The sequence below is a fragment of the Variovorax sp. NFACC27 genome (genome assembly GCF_048301545.1).
GTDB classification, from domain to species: domain Bacteria; phylum Pseudomonadota; class Gammaproteobacteria; order Burkholderiales; family Burkholderiaceae_C; genus Variovorax; species Variovorax gossypii.
In genome coordinates this window covers 1,278,457-1,297,666 of record NZ_CP157613.1, presented here as the reverse complement: position 1 = coordinate 1,297,666, position 19,210 = coordinate 1,278,457, and the positions used below count along the sequence as shown (strand labels likewise).

16 protein-coding genes and 1 pseudogene are annotated in these 19,210 nt (G+C 63.6%); all 17 read left to right on the top strand.

Translation table 11 applies throughout. From position 1 onward, the window contains the following. Nucleotides 1-18 precede the first annotated feature (18 nt). The 17 genes and pseudogenes from ABL840_RS06055 to ABL840_RS05975 all read left to right on the top strand — a co-directional run bounded on the left by ABL840_RS06055 (nt 19) and on the right by ABL840_RS05975 (nt 18,513). Nucleotides 19-1,209 carry an acetyl-CoA C-acyltransferase gene (locus ABL840_RS06055; protein WP_093197152.1) on the top strand — a complete coding sequence of 397 codons (1,191 nt, stop codon included), beginning with the start codon at nt 19-21 and terminating at the stop codon, nt 1,207-1,209. Nucleotides 1,210-1,219: 10 nt separating this feature from the next. After that, nucleotides 1,220-2,428, top strand: a complete 1,209-nt coding sequence (locus tag ABL840_RS06050) for an acyl-CoA dehydrogenase family protein (protein WP_093299568.1) — start codon at nt 1,220-1,222, stop codon at nt 2,426-2,428. An 11-nt stretch (nt 2,429-2,439) separates the two neighbouring features. Next, nucleotides 2,440-3,582 carry an acyl-CoA dehydrogenase family protein gene (locus tag ABL840_RS06045; RefSeq protein WP_093299565.1) on the top strand — a complete coding sequence of 381 codons (1,143 nt, stop codon included), beginning with the start codon at nt 2,440-2,442 and terminating at the stop codon, nt 3,580-3,582. After that, nucleotides 3,579-4,394: an oxepin-CoA hydrolase, alternative type gene (locus ABL840_RS06040; RefSeq protein WP_093299563.1), complete on the top strand. Its 816-nt coding sequence runs from the start codon at nt 3,579-3,581 to the stop codon at nt 4,392-4,394. The genes ABL840_RS06045 and ABL840_RS06040 overlap by 4 nt, the downstream gene beginning before the upstream one ends. A gap of 81 nt (nt 4,395-4,475) precedes the next feature. Further along, nucleotides 4,476-5,684 carry a CaiB/BaiF CoA transferase family protein gene (locus ABL840_RS06035; protein ID WP_093299560.1) on the top strand — a complete coding sequence of 403 codons (1,209 nt, stop codon included), beginning with the start codon at nt 4,476-4,478 and terminating at the stop codon, nt 5,682-5,684. Between the two features lie 37 nt (nt 5,685-5,721). Further along, entirely contained in the window at nt 5,722-6,711 is a 990-nt protein-coding gene (locus ABL840_RS06030; RefSeq protein ID WP_093299558.1) for a Bug family tripartite tricarboxylate transporter substrate binding protein, read from the top strand. Nucleotides 6,712-6,752: 41 nt separating this feature from the next. Next, complete coding sequence (locus ABL840_RS06025) at nt 6,753-8,705, top strand: acyl-CoA synthetase (RefSeq protein WP_093299555.1); 1,953 nt, start codon at nt 6,753-6,755, stop codon at nt 8,703-8,705. Between the two features lie 43 nt (nt 8,706-8,748). Further along, on the top strand, nt 8,749-9,747 hold the full coding sequence (locus tag ABL840_RS06020; RefSeq protein WP_093197170.1) for a Bug family tripartite tricarboxylate transporter substrate binding protein: 999 nt from the start codon (nt 8,749-8,751) through the stop codon (nt 9,745-9,747). A 46-nt stretch (nt 9,748-9,793) separates the two neighbouring features. Continuing rightward, nucleotides 9,794-10,543 (top strand): electron transfer flavoprotein subunit beta/FixA family protein, encoded by a 750-nt coding sequence (locus tag ABL840_RS06015; protein ID WP_093299553.1) that lies wholly within the window; start codon nt 9,794-9,796, stop codon nt 10,541-10,543. A gap of 14 nt (nt 10,544-10,557) precedes the next feature. Continuing rightward, a complete protein-coding gene (locus ABL840_RS06010) occupies nt 10,558-11,490 on the top strand; it encodes an electron transfer flavoprotein subunit alpha/FixB family protein (protein ID WP_093210121.1) in 933 nt (310 codons plus the stop codon). A 16-nt stretch (nt 11,491-11,506) separates the two neighbouring features. Next, a complete protein-coding gene (locus ABL840_RS06005) occupies nt 11,507-12,478 on the top strand; it encodes an NAD(P)H-dependent flavin oxidoreductase (protein WP_093299550.1) in 972 nt (323 codons plus the stop codon). A gap of 818 nt (nt 12,479-13,296) precedes the next feature. After that, nucleotides 13,297-13,872, top strand: a complete 576-nt coding sequence (locus tag ABL840_RS06000) for a hypothetical protein (protein WP_143042894.1) — start codon at nt 13,297-13,299, stop codon at nt 13,870-13,872. 123 nt (nt 13,873-13,995) lie between these two features. Next, nucleotides 13,996-14,727 (top strand): DUF6680 family protein, encoded by a 732-nt coding sequence (locus ABL840_RS05995; protein WP_143042893.1) that lies wholly within the window; start codon nt 13,996-13,998, stop codon nt 14,725-14,727. A 191-nt stretch (nt 14,728-14,918) separates the two neighbouring features. Next, entirely contained in the window at nt 14,919-15,422 is a 504-nt protein-coding gene (locus ABL840_RS05990; protein WP_143042892.1) for a hypothetical protein, read from the top strand. A 131-nt stretch (nt 15,423-15,553) separates the two neighbouring features. Next, nucleotides 15,554-16,087, top strand: a complete 534-nt coding sequence (locus ABL840_RS05985; protein ID WP_143042891.1) for a hypothetical protein — start codon at nt 15,554-15,556, stop codon at nt 16,085-16,087. Between the two features lie 13 nt (nt 16,088-16,100). After that, a pseudogene (locus ABL840_RS05980) lies at nt 16,101-16,520 on the top strand (NAD(P)H-dependent flavin oxidoreductase); the annotation flags it as partial. A 556-nt stretch (nt 16,521-17,076) separates the two neighbouring features. Continuing rightward, nucleotides 17,077-18,513 carry a hypothetical protein gene (locus tag ABL840_RS05975; protein WP_143093979.1) on the top strand — a complete coding sequence of 479 codons (1,437 nt, stop codon included), beginning with the start codon at nt 17,077-17,079 and terminating at the stop codon, nt 18,511-18,513. Nucleotides 18,514-19,210 lie beyond the last annotated feature (697 nt).

The window sequence follows — 19,210 nt, the reverse complement described above, 5'->3', positions numbered from 1 at the left end:
CGTCCAGGAGACATCCCCATGCGTGAAGCCGTCATCGTTTCCACCGCCCGCACCCCGCTCACCAAGGCACACCGCGGCGAATTCAACATCACCCCCGGCCCCACGCTGGCGGCCTTCGCCGTGAAGGCGGCCGTCGAGCGCTCGGGCCTCGACCCCGCGCTGATCGAGGACGCGATCCTCGGCTGCGGCTATCCCGAAGGCACCACCGGCCGCAACATCGCGCGCCAGGCCATCATCCGCGCCGGCCTGCCGATCTCCATCGCCGGCACCACGGTCAACCGCTTCTGCGCCTCGGGCCTGCAAGCCATTGCCATGGCCGCGGGCCGCATCGTGGTGGACGGCGCGCCGGCCATGATCGCGGGCGGCGTGGAAAGCATCTCGCAGATCCGCACCCGCAGCGCCACCGACGCGGGCGACAGTGGCATGGACCCGTGGATCGTCGAGCACAAGCCCGAGCTGTACATGGCGATGATCGAAACCGCCGACATCGTCGCCAAGCGCTACAACATCAGCCGCGAGGCGCAGGACCGCTTCTCGGCAGAGAGCCAGCGCCGCACCGAAGAAGCGCAGATCGCCGGCCGCTACAAGGACGAGATCGTCGCCTGCACCACCACCATGGCGGTGACCGACAAGGAAACCAAGGAAGTCACCTACCGCGAAGTGACCGCCACGGAAGACAACTGCAACCGCCGCGGCACCACCTACGAGGCGCTCGCCAAGCTCAAGCCCGTGATGGGCGAAGACAAGTTCATCACCGCCGGCAACGCCTCGCAGCTGTCGGACGGCGCATCGGCCTGCGTGCTGATGGAAGCCAAGGAAGCCGAGCGCGCCAACATCAAGCCGCTGGGCGCCTTCCGCGGCCTCGCGGTGGCCGGCTGCGAGCCCGACGAGATGGGCATCGGCCCGGTGTTCGCGGTGCCCAAGCTGCTCGCGCGCCACGGCCTGAAGGTGCAGGACATCGGCCTGTGGGAACTCAACGAAGCCTTCGCCTCGCAGTCGATCTACTGCCAGGACAAGCTGGGCATTCCCTCGGAACTGCTCAACGTGAACGGCGGCGCGATCTCCATCGGCCACCCCTTCGGCATGACCGGCGCGCGCCTCGCGGGCCACGTGCTCATCGAAGGCAAGCGCCGCGGCGCGAAGTACGCCGTGGTCACGATGTGCATCGCCGGCGGCATGGGCGCCGCGGGCCTGTTCGAAATCTATTGAGGAGTCCGCCATGGACCTGAACTTCACCCCCGAAGAAGAAGCCTTCCGCAGCGAAGTGCGCGCCGTCCTGGCCGCGAAGCTGCCGGTGCGGCTGTCCGAGAAAGTGCGCAGCGGCAAGATCCTCGAGAAGGCCGACATGCAGGAATGGCACGCCATCCTCAACGAGCGCGGCTGGCTCGCCAACCACTGGCCCGAGCAGTACGGCGGACCGGGCTGGACGGCGGTGGAGAAGTTCATTTTCGAGAACGAATGCGCGCTGGCCTTCGCGCCACGCATCGTGCCCTTCGGCGTGAACATGCTCGGCCCGGTGCTCATCAAGTACGGCAACGAGGCGCAGAAGAGCTACTGGCTGCCGCGCATCCTGAACGGCGCCGACTGGTGGTGCCAGGGCTACTCGGAACCCGGCGCGGGCTCCGACCTGGCTGCCGTGAAGACCACCGCCGTGCGCGGCATCGACGCGCAGGGCGACCACTTCATCGTGAACGGCCAGAAGACCTGGACCACGCTGGGCCAGCACGCCAACATGATCTTCTGCCTGGTGCGCACCAACCGCGAGGCGAAGAAGCAGGAAGGCATCAGCTTCCTGCTGATCGACATGCAGTCGCCCGGTGTCGAAGTGCGCCCGATCATCACGCTCGACGGCGAGCACGAGGTGAACGAGGTGTTCTTCTCCGACGTGCGCGTGCCCGCAGAGAACCTCGTGGGCGAGGAGAACAAGGGCTGGACCTGCGCCAAGTACCTGCTGACCTACGAGCGCACCAACATCGCGGGCGTGGGCTTCTCGGTGGCCGCGCTCGAACAGCTGAAGGGCATCGCGGCCACGCAGACGAAGAACGGCAAGCCGCTGGCCGACGACCCGGCGTTCGCGGCGCGCATGGCGCGCGTCGAGATCGACCTGGAGAACATGAAGACCACCAACCTGCGCGTGATCGCGGCAGTGGCCGGCGGCGGCGTGCCGGGCGCGGAAAGCTCGATGCTGAAGATTCGCGGCACCGAAATCCGCCAGGAGATCTCGTCGCTGGCCCGCCGTGCGATGGGCGTCTATGGCCGCCCCTTCATCGCCGAGGCGCTGAAGGACGGCTACACCGGCGAGACCTTCGGCCCGGACTACGCATCGGCCGCCGCCTCGCGCTATTTCAACAACCGCAAGCTGTCGATCTTCGGCGGCTCGAACGAAATCCAGAAGAACATCATCTCCAAGATGATTCTTGGTCTGTAAGGAGACATGCCATGAACTTCGAACACACCGAAGACCGGCGCATGCTCGCCGACAGCCTGAACCGCTTCATCAGCGAGCAGTACGCCTTCGACGCGCGCGACCGCATCGCGAAGTCGGAGCACGGGTTCAGCAAGGAGATCTTCCAGCAGTTCGCCGAGCTCGGCGTGATCGGCGCGCTGTTCAGCGAGGCCGATGGCGGCTTCGGCGGCGGCGGCTTCGACATCGCCGTGGTCTTCGAGGCACTGGGCCGTGGGCTCGTGATCGAGCCGCTGCTGGGCGCGGTGATGGTCGGCGAGGCGATCAGCGCCGCGGGCACCGATGCGCAGAAGGAAAAGATCGGCGACATCATCAACGGCGCGATCGTCGCTGCCTTCGCGCACGACGAAGCAGACACGCACTACGAACGCACGCGTGTGGCAACCAAGGCCGAGCGCAGCGGCGACGGCTGGGTGCTGCACGGCGCCAAGGCCGTCGTACCGCAGGGCGAACAGGCCGACCTGTTCCTGGTCTCTGCCCGCACCTCGGGCGGCGTGGACGACGAAGCCGGCATCTCGCTGTTCCTCGTTCCCGCGAAGACAGCCGGCCTCACGGTGCGCGGTTGCCCCGCCATCGATGGCGGCCGCGTCGCCGAACTCTCGTTCGACGGCGTGACGCTGGGCGCCGACGCGCTGCTCGGCGCCGAAGGCCAGGGCCACGCCACGCTGGAACGCGCCATCGGCCGCGGCGTGCTCGCGCTGTGCGCCGAAGCCGTGGGCGCGATGGAAGCCGCCAAGGCCGCGACGCTCGAATACCTGCGCACGCGCAAGCAGTTCGGCACGCTGATCGGCAGCTTCCAGGCGCTGCAGCACCGCATGGCCGACCTGCTGCTGGAGATCGAACAGGCCCGCTCGGCCGTCATCAACGCCGCTGCCGCCATCGACACCGGCGACCGCCTGACGCGCGAGCGCGCGCTGTCGGCCGCCAAGTTCAGCATCGGCCGCATCGGCGCGCTGGTGGCGCAGGAAAGCATCCAGATGCACGGCGGCATCGGCATGACCTGGGAGCTGCCGCTGCCCCACTACGCCAAACGGCTCGTGATGATCGACCACCAGCTCGGCGACGAAGACCACCATCTGCAGCGCTACATCGCCCTGGGCAAGGAGCTGACGGCATGAGTGAAAACAAGACCGTGCTGATCTCGCAAGAGGGTGCCGTGCGCATCCTCACTAACAGCAACCCGGCCGCGCGCAACGCGATCACGCCGACGCTGTACGCCGAACTCTCGGCCGCGCTCGCCGACGCACAGAACGACCCCGAGGTCGGCGCCATCGTCTTCACCGGCGCGGGCGATTTCTTCTGCTCCGGCGGCGACTTGAACCTGCTGGCCAAGCGCCGCGAGCTGCCCGCGTCCGAACGCCGCGAGAAGCTCGAAGGCCTGAACAACCTCATCCGCGCGATCCGCGATTGCGGCAAGCCCGTGATCGCGGCCGTCGAAGGCGGCGCGGCCGGCGCGGGCCTGTCGATGGCGCTGGCCTGCGACATGCTGGTGTCGGCGCGCGACGCCTTCTTCACCGTCGCCTACGTCAAGGTCGGCCTCACGCCCGACGGCGGCGCCACGGCCTTCCTCTCGGAGTTCGTCTCGCGCCAGGTGCTCACCGAGATGTGCCTGACCGGCGACCGCATGCCGGCCGAGCGCCTGCATGCACTGGGCGCGGTCAACCGCCTGACCGACAAGGGCGCTGCGCTGGGCGAGGCCATCGCGCTCGCGGCCAAGGTGGCGGGCGGCCCGCAGCGCGCCAGCGCGCGCATCAAGACGCTGTGCCGACAGGCGCACCGCTCCACGCTGGAAGAGCAGCTCGAAGCCGAGGCCGTGTACATGGTCGAGTCGCAGGCGGATGCCGAAGCGGCCGAAGGCATCGGCGCCTTCCTCGGCAAGCGCAAGGCCGACTTCGCCGCGCTGCGCCGCCAGAAGCAGGACGCATCCTGACGCGGGCCGCCCGCCCTGCCTTTCCGCCTCGCGCGACATATGCACCGTGCGGGGCTTTCTCGTTTCCAGGGAGCTGATCTCATGCCACTGCCGAATTCATCGCTGCCGCTCGCCGGCGTCCGCGTTCTCGATCTGTCCCGCATCCTCGCGGGCCCCTGGTGCGGCATGGTGCTGGCCGACATGGGCGCCGAGGTCATCAAGGTGGAGCATCCGGGCCGCGGCGACGACACGCGCGACTGGGGCCTGCGCGTGGGCAAGACCGAGACCGCCTACTTCAACAGCGTGAACCGCAACAAGCGCTCGGTCACGCTCGACCTGCAGACGCCCGAGGGCCAGCAGCTCGCGCGCGACCTCGCGAAGCAGTGCGACGTGGTGATCCAGAACTTCAAGTTCGGCGGCATCGACAAGCTGGGCCTGGGCTACGAGCAGCTGAGCAAGGAGAACCCGCGCCTCGTCTACTGCTCGATCTCGGGCTACGACCGCACCGGCCCCGAAGCCGCGCGTCCGGGCTACGACCTCGTGGTGCAGGGCGAGGCCGGCCTGATGGCGCTCAACGGCGAAGCCAACCAGCCGCCGCTGAAGTTCGGCGTGGCGGCCGTCGACCTGTTCACCGGCATGTACTCGGCGCAGGCCATCCTCGCGGCGCTCTACCAGCGCGAGAAGACCGGCAAGGGCCGGCACGTGGAGATGGCGCTCTTCGACTGCGGCCTGATGATCACCGCCTACTACGGCCTCGAGGCGCTGCTGATGGGCGAAGACCCGCCGCGCTACGGCAACTCGCATCCGTCGATCGTGCCGTATGGCGTGTTCGACGCGGCCGACGGCCCGCTGGTCATCACCGTGGGCAACAACGCGCAGTTCGCACGCTTCTGCACCGAAGTGATCGAGCGGCCCGACCTCGCGGCCGACGAGCGCTTCAAGACCAACATCCTGCGTTCGGCCAACCGCGCAGCGCTGTTGCCCGAGCTGCATGCCGAACTGGCGAAGCGCCAGCGCGTCGACCTGCTCGAAAAGCTCACTGCCGCCGGCATTCCCTGCGGCGAGGTGCTGGGCCTGCTGGAGGCGCTGCAATCGAAGCGGGCGACCGATGCCGGCCTCGTGACCACGCAGCCGCATCCGGTGGCGGGCACCGTCAACGTGCTGGCACCGCCCTACCGCTTCGACGGCGAGCGCCTGCCGGTGCGCAGCGCGCCGCCCACGCTGGGCGAAGGCACGCACGACGTGCTGCAGTCGCTGCTCGGCCTGTCGGACGAGAAGCTCGCGGCGCTGAAGACGAACGGCGTCGTCTGAAGAACAAGACACCTGAAATCCCAAGGAAGACAAACCAATGGCATCCCTTTCCCTGCGCAGCCCCCTGCGCCGCGCCCTCCTCGCACTCGCCCTGCCCCTCGCGGCCGGCACCGCCTTCGCCCAGGCCTGGCCCGCCAAGCCGATCACGCTGATCGTGCCCTTCCCGCCCGGCGGTCCCACCGACGTGGCCTCGCGCATCGTGGCGCAGAAGATGTCGGTGGCGCTCGGCCAGAGCATCGTGATCGACAACCGCAGCGGCGCCTCGGGCACCGTGGGCGCGGCGGCTGCGTCGCGCGCGGCGGCCGACGGCTACACCTTCGTGACGCTGGCCACGCCCACGCTGCTGGCCTCGCATCTCTACGCATCGCCCGGCTACGACATCTTCAAGAACTTCACGCCCGTGGGCAGCATCTACGACCTGCCGATCGTGCTGGTGGTCAATCCGAAGTCGCTGCCCGACGTCACCGGCGTACAGGGCCTGATCGCCAAGGCCAAGGCCGAGGGCGGCAAGCTCAACTACACGAGCGCGGGCTCCGGCAGCTTCGGCCACCTGACGACCGAGCAGCTGAAGACCATCGGCAAGTTCGAGATGCTGCACGTGCCCTACCGCGGCAGCGCACCGGCCGTGACCGACCTGATCGGCGGCCAGGTGCCAGCGATGTTCTCCGATCTCGTGGGCGTGCTGCCGCACATCAAGTCCGGCAAGCTGCGCGCCATCGCCGTCGGCTCCGGCCAGCGCGTGAGCCTGCTGCCCGACGTGAAGACGGTGGCCGAGCAGGGCTTCCCGGGCTTCGACGCCACCTCGTGGGGCGGCCTGCTGGCACCGGCCGGCACGCCCAAGGACATCGTCGACCGCATGAGCGCCGAGCTGAAGAAGGCGCTGGCCGACAAGGAAGTGCAGGAAAAGCTCCAGAGCGTGGGCACCTTCGCCGCCTACCGCACGCCAGAGCAGACGGGCGTGCGCATGAAGGAAGACTTCGAGCGCTGGGGCAAGGTGATTCGCGACAACCACATCACGAACCAGTAGAGCAACCGGACCGGCAGGGCGACAACATCAAGGAGACAGACATGACGCAGAAATACGAGAACGACTACGGCAGCCCGGTGAGCGCACCGTTCCGCCCCGCCCTCCCCGTGCGCAGCCTCGCCGACATCCGCAAGCTGGAGGAAACGCCGCTCGAGCAGGCGCTCACGGTGCGCAGCACCTACGAGATCTTCCGCAACGCGGGCCATGCCTTCGGCGACAAGACCGCGCTGACCTTCCTGCGCACCGGCAACCCGGCCGACGAGCCGATCCGCTGGTCGTATGCCGAGCTGCTCTCGCGCATCCACCAGACCGCCAACATGCTGCACGCGCTGGGCGTGGAGCCCGACGACGCCGTGGCCGTGCTGCTGCCCGGCTGCCTGGAGTACCACCTTGCGCTGTGGGGCGGCGAGGCGGCCGGCATCGTGCAGCCGCTGAACCCGCTGCTCACCGACGAGAAGCTGGTCGCGCTGATGACCGCCGGCCGCGCCAAGGTGCTGATCGCCTACGGCTCCGATGCCGAATCGGGCATGTGGTCGAAGGCCATGCGCCTGCGCGGTCAGGTGCCGACGCTCACCACCGTGCTGCGCGTGGCACCGCACGACGAGGCGCCCGGCGCGGCCGGTGCACTGCCCGAAGGAGTCGCCGAGTTCGACGTGCTGCGCGCCGCGCAACCCGACGACCGCCTCGTGAGCGGCCGCAACATCGCTCCCTCGGACATCGCCGCCTACTTCCACACCGGCGGCACCACCGGCGCGCCCAAGCTCGCGCGCCACAGCCATGGCGCGCAGGTGTTCACCGCATGGGCCAGCGTGCAGGTCGCGGGCATGAACGAGAACGGCATCTCCATCAACGGCTATCCGCTGTTCCACGTGGCGGGCGTGCTGCCGGCGTCGTTGTCGTCGCTGTCGGCGGGCGTGGAGGTGATCATTCCCACGCCCTCGCTGCTGCGCAACAAGGAGGTGCTGGCCAACTACTGGAAGCTGGTGGCCAAGTACCGCCCCACGTCGCTCTCGGCCGTGCCCACCGTGCTCGCGGCGCTGGCCAACGTGCCGCTGGACGGCGCGGACATCTCGTCGATCACCTACTGCCGCACCGGCGCCGCCGTGCTCGCGCCCGAGCTGGCCGCGCGCTTCGAGCGCCTGTTCGGCCTGCACGTGCACGAGAGCCTGGGCATGACGGAGATGGCCGGCATCTCGACCATCACGCCGCCCGGCGTGAACGGGCCCGCGGGCTGCGTCGGCTTTCGCCTGCCGTACATGCAGATGCGCGTGGTGGCGCTCGACGAGAACGGCAACGCCAGCGACCGCGAGATGCCGCGCGGCGAGCAGGGCATGGTGCTGTTCAAGTCGCCCAACGTGTTCTCCGGCTTCGTCGACCCTGCGGACAACGCCAAGGCCTTCACCGCCGACGGCTGGCTCGCCACCGGCGACCTGGGCTGGATCGACGACGAAGAGCGGCTCAACCTCACGGGCCGCTCGAAGGACCTCATCATCCGCAGCGGCCACAACATCGACCCCAAGACCATCGAGGATGCGCTGGGCGCGCACCCGGCCGTGCAGCTTTGCGCCGCAGTGGGTGCACCCGATGCCTACGCGGGCGAGCTGCCCGTGATCTTCGCGACGCTGGTGCCCGGCGCCTCGGCGACCGAAGAGGAGCTGCTGGCCTTCACCTCGGCGCGCGTGGACGAGGCTCCGGCCCGGCCCAAGTGGGTGTCGGTGATCGCGACCATGCCGATGACCAATGTCGGGAAGATCTACAAGCCCGAGCTGCGCGCGATGGCCGCGCTGCAGGTGGTGAACGCCGCCGTTGCCGAGGCCTGCGCCGGGCTGGGCGTGCCCGAGGCCGTGCGCCCCGTGGTGAAGACCGAGAGCGAGAGCCTCGTGCGCGTGCAGATCGACGGCGCTGCGGCGGGCGCGCTGGCCGCGCCGCTGCAGGAGCGTCTGCAGAAGGCGCTGGAGCCCCTGCCCTTCAAGACCCGCATTGCGCTCGACTGAACTTCTTCTTCGAGACTTTCTGAAACCCAAAGGGAGACAAACCATGACCCGTACGAACTCGAACCGCCGCGCCCTGCTGTGCGCAGCCGCATCTGCCGCAGCGCTCGTTGCGCTGACGCCTGCGCATGCACAGGCCCCCTACCCGAACAAGCCCATCCGCATGGTCGTGCCCTTCGCGGCCGGCGGCGCCACCGACGTGCTCGCACGCGTGATCGGCCAGAAGATGTCGGCCGGCATGGGCCAGCCCGTCGTCATCGACAACAAGCCCGGCGCGGCCGGCATCATCGGCACCGACGCAGTCGCCAAGTCGGCGCCCGACGGCTACACCATCGTGCTGGGCCTGAGCAACTCGCTGATGACCAACGAGTTCCTCTACGAGAAGCTGCCCTACGACACGGCGCGCGACCTCACGCTGGTCTACCAGATCGCGGCGGCGCCGCTGGTGCTGGTGGTGCACCCCAGCGTGCCGGCCAAGACCGGCCCCGAGTTGCTGAAGTACGTCGTCGCCAACAAGGGCAAGGTGGCCTACGGCTCGTACGGCATCGGTGCCTACCCGCACCTGGCCGGCGCGCACATGAGCCTCTCGACCCAGTCGGACATGAGCCACGTCGCCTACAAAGGCGAGGCGCCGATGATGCAGGACCTGATCGGCGGCCAGATCCAGATGGCCTATGCCAGCGCGCTGGTGGCCAAGCCGCACATCGACTCCGGAAAGATCCGCGCCATCGGCGTGAGCGGCGAGCGCCGCATGAGCACGCTGCCCAACGTGCCCACACTGGCCGAGCAGGGCCTGAAGGACGAGGCCTATCGCGTGACCGGCTGGCTCGCCATCGCGGTGCCCGCGAAAACGCCCAAGCCCATCGTGGACCGCATCGCCGAGGAAGTGCGCAAGGCCACGCAGCAGCCCGACGTGCGCGAGCGCATCGCGGCCATGGGCTTCGAGGTCAAGGAAAGCTCGCCCGAGCTCTTCGCCACCGCGTGGAAGGCAGAGCGCCCGGTGTGGGAGCGCCTGATCAAGCAGTCGGGCGCCAAGCTCGAGTAAGCCCTCCGCTCGCCCATTCATTTCTTCTTCATTCAAAGGAACAGCCATGAAGGTTCTGGTCCCCGTCAAACGGGTCGTCGATTACAACGTGAAGGTGCGCGTGAAGAGCGACGGCACCGGAGTGGACATTGCCAACGTCAAGATGAGCATGAACCCCTTCGACGAGATCGCCGTTGAAGAAGCGGTGCGGCTGAAGGAAAAGGGCGTGGTCACCGAAGTGATCGCCGTCTCCTGCGGCGATGCCAAGAGCCAGGAAACCCTGCGCACCGCCATGGCCATCGGCGCCGACCGCGGCATCCTGGTGGAAACCTCCGAAGAACTGCAGCCCCTGGCCGTGGCCAAGCTGCTGAAGGCGCTGGTCGACAAGGAACAGCCCCAGCTGGTCATCCTGGGCAAGCAGGCCATCGACGACGACGCCAACCAGACCGGCCAGATGCTGGCTGCGCTGGCCGACCTGCCCCAGGCCACCTTCGCCTCGAAGGTCGAAGTCGCTGGCGACAAGGCCACGGTGACCCGTGAAGTCGACGGCGGTCTGGAGACCGTTGCACTCACGCTGCCCGCGGTCATCACCACCGACCTGCGCCTGAACGAGCCGCGCTACGTGACGCTGCCGAACATCATGAAGGCCAAGAAGAAGCAGCTGGACACGGTCAAGCCCGAGGACCTGGGCGTGGACGTAAAGCCGCGCCTGAAGACGCTCAAGGTCGCCGAACCTCCGAAGCGCGGTGCCGGCATCAAGGTGCCTGACGTCGCCACCCTGGTGGACAAGCTGAAGAACGAAGCCAAAGTGATCTGAGGAAGAAAACGAACATGACCGCACTCGTCATTGCAGAACACGACCACGCCAGCATCAAGCCGGCCACCCTCAACACCGTGACCGCGGCGCTGGCTTGCGGCGGCGACGTCCACGTGCTGGTGGCTGGCGCCAATGCCGCCGAAGCTGCCAAGGCAGCCGCCCAGATCGCCGGCGTTTCCAAGGTCATCGCAGCCGACAGCCCGAGCCTGGCTGAAAACCTCGCCGAGAACGTCGCGGCTCAAGTCTTGGCCATTGCCGGCAACTACAGCCACATCCTGTTCCCCTCGACCGCCAACGGCAAGAACGTCGCTCCGCGCGTGGCCGCCAAGCTGGACGTGGCGCAGATCAGCGACATCACGGCCGTGGTGAGCGCCGACACCTTCGAGCGTCCGATCTACGCGGGCAACGCGATTGCCACCGTGCAGAGCAGCGATGCCACCAAGGTGATCACCGTTCGTACGACCGGTTTCGATGCAGCAGCTGCCACGGGCGGCAGCGCTGCGGTGGAAAACGCCGCAGGCGTGGCCGACAGCGGCAAGAGCAGCTTCGTGGGCCGCGAAGTCACGAAGAGCGAGCGCCCCGAGCTGACCGCCGCCAAGATCATCGTCTCGGGCGGCCGTGCCCTGGGCAGCGCCGAGAAGTTCACCGAAGTGATGGCACCCTTGGCCGACAAGCTCAACGCAGGCCTCGGCGCCAGCCGTGCAGCCGTCGACGCGGGCTACGCCCCGAACGACTGGCAGGTGGGCCAGACGGGCAAGATCGTCGCCCCCCAGCTGTACATCGCCGCAGGCATCTCGGGCGCGATCCAGCATCTGGCCGGCATGAAGGATTCCAAGGTGATCGTGGCGATCAACAAGGACGAAGAAGCTCCGATCTTCTCGGTGGCCGACTACGGCCTCGTGGCCGACCTGTTCACGGCCGTGCCGGAACTGGTGAAGGCGCTGTAAGCGAAAGGCCGCGACGATGAAGACCCGCATCACCGAACTGCTGGGCATCCGCTACCCGATCATCCAGGGCGGCATGCAATGGGTGGGCCGCGCCGAGCTGGCGTCGGCCGTGTCGAACGCCGGGGGCCTCGGCATCGTCACCGCGCTCACGCAGCCCACGCCCGACGACCTGCGCCGCGAGATCGAGCGCACGCGCACGATGACCGACAAGCCCTTCGGCGTGAACCTCACGATCCTGCCGGCGGTGAAGCCGCCGCCCTATGCGGACTACGTGCAGGCCATCATCGACAGCGGCGTGAAGATCGTCGAGACCGCGGGCAACAGCCCGAAGGACTTCATCGCGGCGCTGAAGGAGCACGGCGTGAAGATCGTCCACAAGTGCACCTCGGTGCGCCATGCGCTCTCGGCCGAGCGCAACGGCGTCGATGCGGTGTCGGTGGACGGCTTCGAGTGCGCGGGCCATCCGGGCGAGGACGACGTGCCCGGCCTGGTGCTGCTGCCGGTGGCGGCGCGCAAGCTGCGCATTCCGATCATCGCGTCGGGCGGCATCGCCGACGGGCGCGGCATGGCGGCAGCGCTGGCGCTGGGCGCCGAAGGCATCAACATGGGCACGCGCTTCTGCGTGACCAAGGAGGCGCCGATCCACGACAACATCAAGCAGGCGCTGGTGGAGGCGACCGAGCGCGACACCAAGCTGATGTTCCGCACCCTGCACAACACGGCGCGCGTGTTCCGCAACGCCATCTCCGAAGAAGTGGTGGCCACCGAGAACCGTCCGGGCGGCTGCGAGTTCGAGGACGTGCGCCCGCTGGTGGCCGGCGCGCGCGGACGTGCGGCGCTGGAGTCGGGCGAGGTGCACAACGGCGTGGTCTCGGCCGGCCAGTGCATCGGGCTGATCGACGACATTCCGACTTGCGCGGAACTGCTGGAACGCATGGTGCGCGAGTGCCGTGAGCATCTGGACCGGGCTCGGGGCTGGATGGACTGAAGCCCTCCGCTCACTCGCATCCGGGGGGCGCTCAGGCCGATGGGGTGCCTTGCTCCGCGAATGTCCCCCGGCCTTCGGCCTCCTTCTTTATTTCGCTGCGCAAGGCACCCCATCGGCCTGAGCGTTTAGCGCCGCTGCTGAATGGCACAGCGCGGCTCACGAAGCGCGCGTGCAGCGCATTGCGGAAGCTGCATTTGTTGGCAGTCTTCGCGACTTCGTGCTGCAGCAGCGGCTGCTTTGCCGGGTTCTTCTCTAGAGTGAATGCCCCTGTCACTCGATACCCCAGCAAGGGGAGAAGAAAGGCGCACACACCAAGCCACCACCGAGATGTTTGAAGGCTGCTTGCCTCGCGGCAGGTTGTCGGTGCGAAAGCACTGATGCAGATGCGAGGTATCAAAAGGCGACGGCCAGGGTGTTACGAGCACCCCGACCGTCTAACCAAGTTCGTGCAAAACCCTAGAAGGACCGCACAAAAATGGCTACCAAGACTATAGCCCGGCCAACTACGCCGGTAGCTTCCGCAGAAACCGCCCAACAAGACCCGGCGGATCTTCTTGAAAACACCCTTACTCAGCTCGAAGCTCTACTGTGGGTTTGCCACGGGGAAGAGATCGACTGGTGCAGTGGGGATGGGCCTCGGCAATTGAACAACCTGCTTTGGCTTGCGGCTGAGATGGCTCGGAAGGCGGGAGAACTGTTCCAGGCAAGCGAGAAGGCGCGGCGTGGGCCGCCTGCGGCTGGCAGGTAGGAGCCCTCGCACCCTCGTCCTCTTGGTTGCAAAATCATTCGATACCAACCAGAGGATGAGGAACTACATCATGGAGACATCGGCCCAACAAACCATCGAAATTCTGAAGGCAGCAAAGCCGCTGTTCGACAATAGTGGAGGAGCGTTAACGGCCGCAGTTGGCGCATTGGGTGCTGTAGGCGGTGCATTGGCCGCATACCTGCCGACTCGACTCATGGCGCGTCATCATCGAGAGGCACTGAGAAAGTCAACAGCTTTTCAACTCTACGCAGAACTGCAGTCCCTACGGGAGATTGAGCAACAGCGTGGATATATCGCAGGTCTCAGGGCTACAGTAGATGCGTTTAACCGCGGACAGATCAAGGAGTGGACACTGGAAATTCAGTTCCACGAGGACCGCTTCCTCATCTACAAAGCAAACATCGGAAATTTGGGCACGCTGCCGCCAAAGCTGCAATCGCGCATCGTCTTGTTTTATCAAATCCTTGAAGCGGTAGTGCAGGATGCGAAGCCAGGCGGCTTGCTCAACAAGACACCCAACGGGGCGGCACCGTTCATTGAAAATCTACGTATCGCAGAAAAAGCCAAATTGCTATGCGATGAGGCCATCGCTGAGATTGAGTACCTCTATCCGGACGTGAACTAGCGCAAGTGGTTTTAGTTTCACAAACAGGATCACGCCTTATTTCCAGAGCGCGACACGCCGACGACCTCGGAAGCGCGCGCAAGGCCCTTGGGCGCAGAATCTGACGCAAAGAAGGAGAGAGATGTGACGCTAGACCAAATGGGACTGAACGAATGGCTCATCATCGGCGCGGCGCTGGCGGGGCCGATATTTGCAGTGCAGGCGCAAAAATGGCTTGAGCGCTCCCGTGCGTCGGCAGCGCGTAAGGGATGGGTTTTCGAAACGCTGATGGCAACACGCGGAGCACGAATCTCCTTGGAGCATGTGCGTGCTTTGAACTCCATCGACTTGGTGTTCTATGGCACGCGCATTTTTGGAGTTGCCCGACGCAGTAGAGAAAGCCAAGCAGTTATCGATGCGTGGCGCAACTATCACAATCATCTGAGCCCCGTTGGGGATGCCCAACCTAAGACTTCAGAAGCCAAAAACATTTGGGACGCGAGAGGAGATGAACTCTTTCTGAACCTGTTAACCGCTCTCGCAACCGCGAACAACTACAAGTTCGAACGAGATCAGTTGCGGCTAGGGGGCTATTCGCCCCAGGCCCATTTCAATACAGAGATTGAACAGAACGTTCTCCGTCGGATGTGCCTGGAGTTACTAGCCGGCGATCGAGAACTGCCGTTGGCAGTTAAAAAGTTCGTGATAGATGCCGAAACTTTCGCCGCTGACAAGAAGTGGAAGGCGGACGTGCTCGCAAGCCTGCAATCCCGACCCGGGGGTACCGCCCCTGCGAATAACATGGCACATCCGCAAGCTATAGAGCCGGAGCCGGGGCCGGCGCAGAGGGGACGCGACCAGGGAACTCATAGTTGAATTTGAGGAGCCTCTCCGCGAAGCTAATCAACTCCTCTGCGTCCTCCCGCTTTATCAACGCGAGCTGCAGCAAAATGTGGCCAATGCTGTGGGTCGCCGTAATCGGCCAAAATTCGAGCGTAAGCCAAGCATCTCTGCCGCAAGCGGCTTGATTGCCTACAACATCAAACACAACGCGCGGGAGGAACTTGATGGGTCTGGATATCGAACTGGTCATAGAGTCGTTTGATTCCGACTCGTTCTCTAGTCCGAGCGGGATTGCGTACTTTTCCCCACCACGTGACACCGATACGTTCATTGCGTTAGCAGGGATGTGGGAGAAACCCTGCTTTATCCCTGCAAGAGGTTTCCCGGACCCGGCTTCATCGATGGCGGTAGCGCACTACGGACGGGTCATTGTGGATACCGTCGAGGATGCCGACGGTTGGGGCACTGCGACGATTTCACGAGAGCTAGCCAATGAATGCCTCGAGTCAAAGCGAAGCCATGCGCTGGATTACACCGGGGAATGGATATCAGCTCCACAGTACGCATATCCTGGCTGGCTTCGGCTCCATGAGTTGAAGAGTGCTCTCGAATTCTCGGGGATTGAAACATCCCATTTATCCACCGACTTTCAACTTGCAATGGACATGATGAAAAGCATCGAGATGCGTGGAAGCTTTTCGCGAATGGTATTTTGGTTTGACTACTGACAACCGTGTCTCAGCCAACCATCTAGGCGCTTCAGTTGTCGGTGGGCGGCTTGCAGGCTCTGAGCCAAGGTGGCGAAGTGAAGCCTGGACCTAAGAACAAATGTGAGAGCCCGATGTCCTTGTCCTCTTCAATGAAGTACCTCTCCGAACGTGGCGTCGTCGGCACGGAGATATCACCAGATCGGTTCTCGCTCCACGTCGAGGGCAATCGCCACTCCACGCTGGCAGAAAGCGCCGAAGGCATTCTTTTTAGTTGCTGGGACAGTGCCCCTGGTCCCGGCAAGGACGACTTTCTCGTCACATTTGGCGAGCTTGATGACGCGCTGCTGGCCGTGTGGTACTTCTACTTTGGCGAACCTGTCCGGCTGGGCGAATGGCACGTGCCCATTCATCGACACCCGTATTGGTCCTTGGGCAAGCTCGCATATCGGATCGCCAATGCCATCCATGTCACCTCAAGGCAGTTTGAGGTGACTGCAGAACGGCGGCGAGGCGACCTGCTTGGGTTCCGATCATCCGCAGGCGGTGAGCTTCTGTCGGAGGATAGATATGCGACAGCGCTGCGATCGCAATTCATTGCGTGTTCGTCAGCTTCACTATCGTCGCGGACTCTGATGTTGCGTCGAGACTTGGAAGAGGCTTATGTTGTGGAGAGCCGGCAATAGACAGTTCGAGACATCGGGTGGCATTGCCGACGGGCGCGGCATGGCGGCGGCTCTGGCGCTGGGCGCCGAGGGCATCAACATGAGCACGCGCTTCTGCGTGACCAAGGAAGCGCCGATCCACGACAACATCAAGCAGGCGCTGGTGGAGGCGACAGAGCGCGACACCAGGCTGATGTTCCGCAACGCCATCCCGAAGAAGTGGTGGCCACCGAGAACCGCCCCGGCGGCTGCGAGTTCGAGGAAGCCCGCCCGCTGGTGGCCGGCGCGCGCAGACGTGCGGCGCTGGAGTCGGGCGAGGTGCGCGGCGGCGTGGTCTCGGGCCGGGCAGTGCATCGGGCTGATCGACGACATTCCCACCTGTGCGGAACTGCTGGACCGCATGGTGCGCGAGTGCCGCGAGCATCTGGACCGGGCTCGGGGCTGGATGGACTGAAGCCCGCTGCTCATTCGCATCCGGGGGCGCTCAGGCCGACGGGGTACCTTGCTCCGCGAATGTCCCCCGGGGCTTCGCCCCTCCTCTCTAGTTAGTCGCGCAGGTCGCGCCTGTTGCCGCCTAAGGCAGTTCGCGCTTATGTGAGGACTGCTCGCGGAGCTTTCGATGGCGCATACGCAAACCGACATGAGAGCGACGCTGATCGTTGGCATCCCCCACTTGAAAGCGCGACGCTCACAAAAAAAGAGCACTCGGCACTGCGTGACCACCTGCAGGACTTAACTGCCGAAGCGCTGCAGTTCGATGTCGAGCTAGCAACGGCCGACAATGACTCTGCAACGTGCGATGCGTTGCTCAACGCGCTCTAGGCAGCAGTTGCCGCCCGCTCCCACGCGCAATTTTTATTGAATACGTACGACAGGTGAGAGTGCAGGGACCGCGCTCGACTTGTCAGACCCGTTCCAAAGTATCCGCGGGCCAAGCATGCGTTCTATGCGCCAAGATGATTGTTAACGCATAGGTTACATTGCGCAACATAACCAAGTGGAGCAAGCGCATGAAGTTTTCGAGTGCATATCGTCTCGGCATGAGTCAAGCTGAACTTGATTTTGTCGATATTGATTTAGACGGCGACACACCCCTATTTCTCGATCCTTATGCGTTGACTACTCGCGACGATGCTTGGTCGGCGCAATGCCATGGACTATTGCTCTCATATTTTGAAGAAATCCTGATTGCAATTAAAAAAGGGCTGCGCGCACGCGGAGCTCACTTATTGTCTCACCTCAATGAACCAGACGAGATTCGATTGGGAGTCTCCAAAGGACATAGCAAGGGAAGAGGTATTGGGACAATTCAGGCCGCCGACCTGTTCAACGCTATGGCCGAGAGCACGGCAGCCAAAACAGGCCTCTTGGAAGATTTGGGTGATTTTGCGCTGTTTGTACCTGGCATTGGGCAAGACAAGATATCCGACATGACTGCCAATGTCATAAGAAAGCCGCTGATTGATTACACGAATGCTCAAACAAATCTGCTTGGCATACCTACACGAAAAGTGGCTTCTGGATTTTATTGGACCGGCGATGACTGGGTTCAATCATATGTTGATCTACCCATACACAAAGGCTCTCGCATAATTCTTGTCCCCAAATTCGCCGTTAGATATCGTGTGGGCGTTGATTCGCAGAAATATCGAAATGATTTCGTCCTCGATTATTTGCAAGCCGAGCACCTCCGCGCAGATGACGGATTGGTAACTACTCTTCGAGACAGAAAGGGGAATATCCGAAAGAAAATTGTCTACAAGAAAACAGTTGCCGATCACTATCCCGCTACCAAGGATTTTTTGGCTGATTTTTCACGGAATCACCCCGAGATTATTGAATCTTACAGAAGTAGGCTCCGCCTCGCCGGCAGAGACATTCCAAATCTTGGGACAAATCAGCTTGTCGAGCGCGATCTTGCCAAACATTTAGCAGAGCGATTGGCAGAAATCCCGGCTGGAGCGGCCAATGCGGACAAATATCACTCGATCATGATCGGCATCATCAGTTTTTTGTTCTTCCCAAATCTAATTTACCCAAACAAGGAATCAGAGATAAACGAAGGGCGAAAGCGCATCGATATAACCTATACCAACGGGAAGGTCGACGGATTATTCAATCGATTGGCATTCGATCAATTTTTAACCCCAAATATAGTTCATGTAGAGTGCAAAAATTATTCCAACGATATTGCCAATCCAGAGTTCGATCAAATGATTGGGAGATTTAATCCTGCACGCAGCCGGTTTGGCATGCTTCTTTTTCGAAAATCAGAAAATCTCGAAAAGGTATTTTCGCGTGCAAGCGATGCAATGAAGGCCCGACAGGGGCTCATACTTCCACTCGATGATGATTTTGTGATTGCATGTCTCAACCATGTGGAAAATGGCAATCGATTTCAGATCGACAGGGAGTTGAATGATCTTTATCAGCGAGTGGTATCGTAATTATTTGCAGCCACCTACTATTTGTTTTTTCTGATTAGACAGCCCAGCTTTACCGAGGGGCTCAACATGATTGCCAGATACCACCAGTTCTAAGCGATGCGCCGCCGAACATACCGGGCGTAGTCGGCAGCAGCCGGCACAGCCCGCGAGCGTCCACGGTGGCGCGTCCTATTGCACCAAAGGCAGGCTGCAACGATGTTAAGCGGTCATCACGGCGGCCGTCGCATCGCGCCGCTAGGTGGTTGATCGTGCTGCGCGGCAACCGTGTGAGGCAAGCCGACACCTCTAGGCGAGCAGCCAATTCGGCTTCATGGTCCTGCCACACGGGAGCTCGCAGTAATGACAAAAGCCGCGCTGTTGCTCAAAAGCGCGGCGACAGAAAGTGCATAGACGGGTGTGCGCCTAGGGGCTTCGGTCGATTGATCGAAAGAGTCGCCCGTTGGCCTCAGGCACAGAGCGGGCGCCAGTGCATCGCACGGTCTGGTGTGCGACGGCTTCGCCGGCGCGCAAGATAAGAAAGAAGATCAGGTTATCTTCGTATAAAAGCGGACTGCATCACGGATAGCGTCGTCGGTAATGAGTACATCATCCGACATGCCTGCGGCCTACTTGGCCGCTGAAGCCGACATCCTCTTGGGCAAGACTGCAGCTTTCCAAGGCGAACACTTGCGGAGGGAAGTCCCAATGGTCTGGGCAC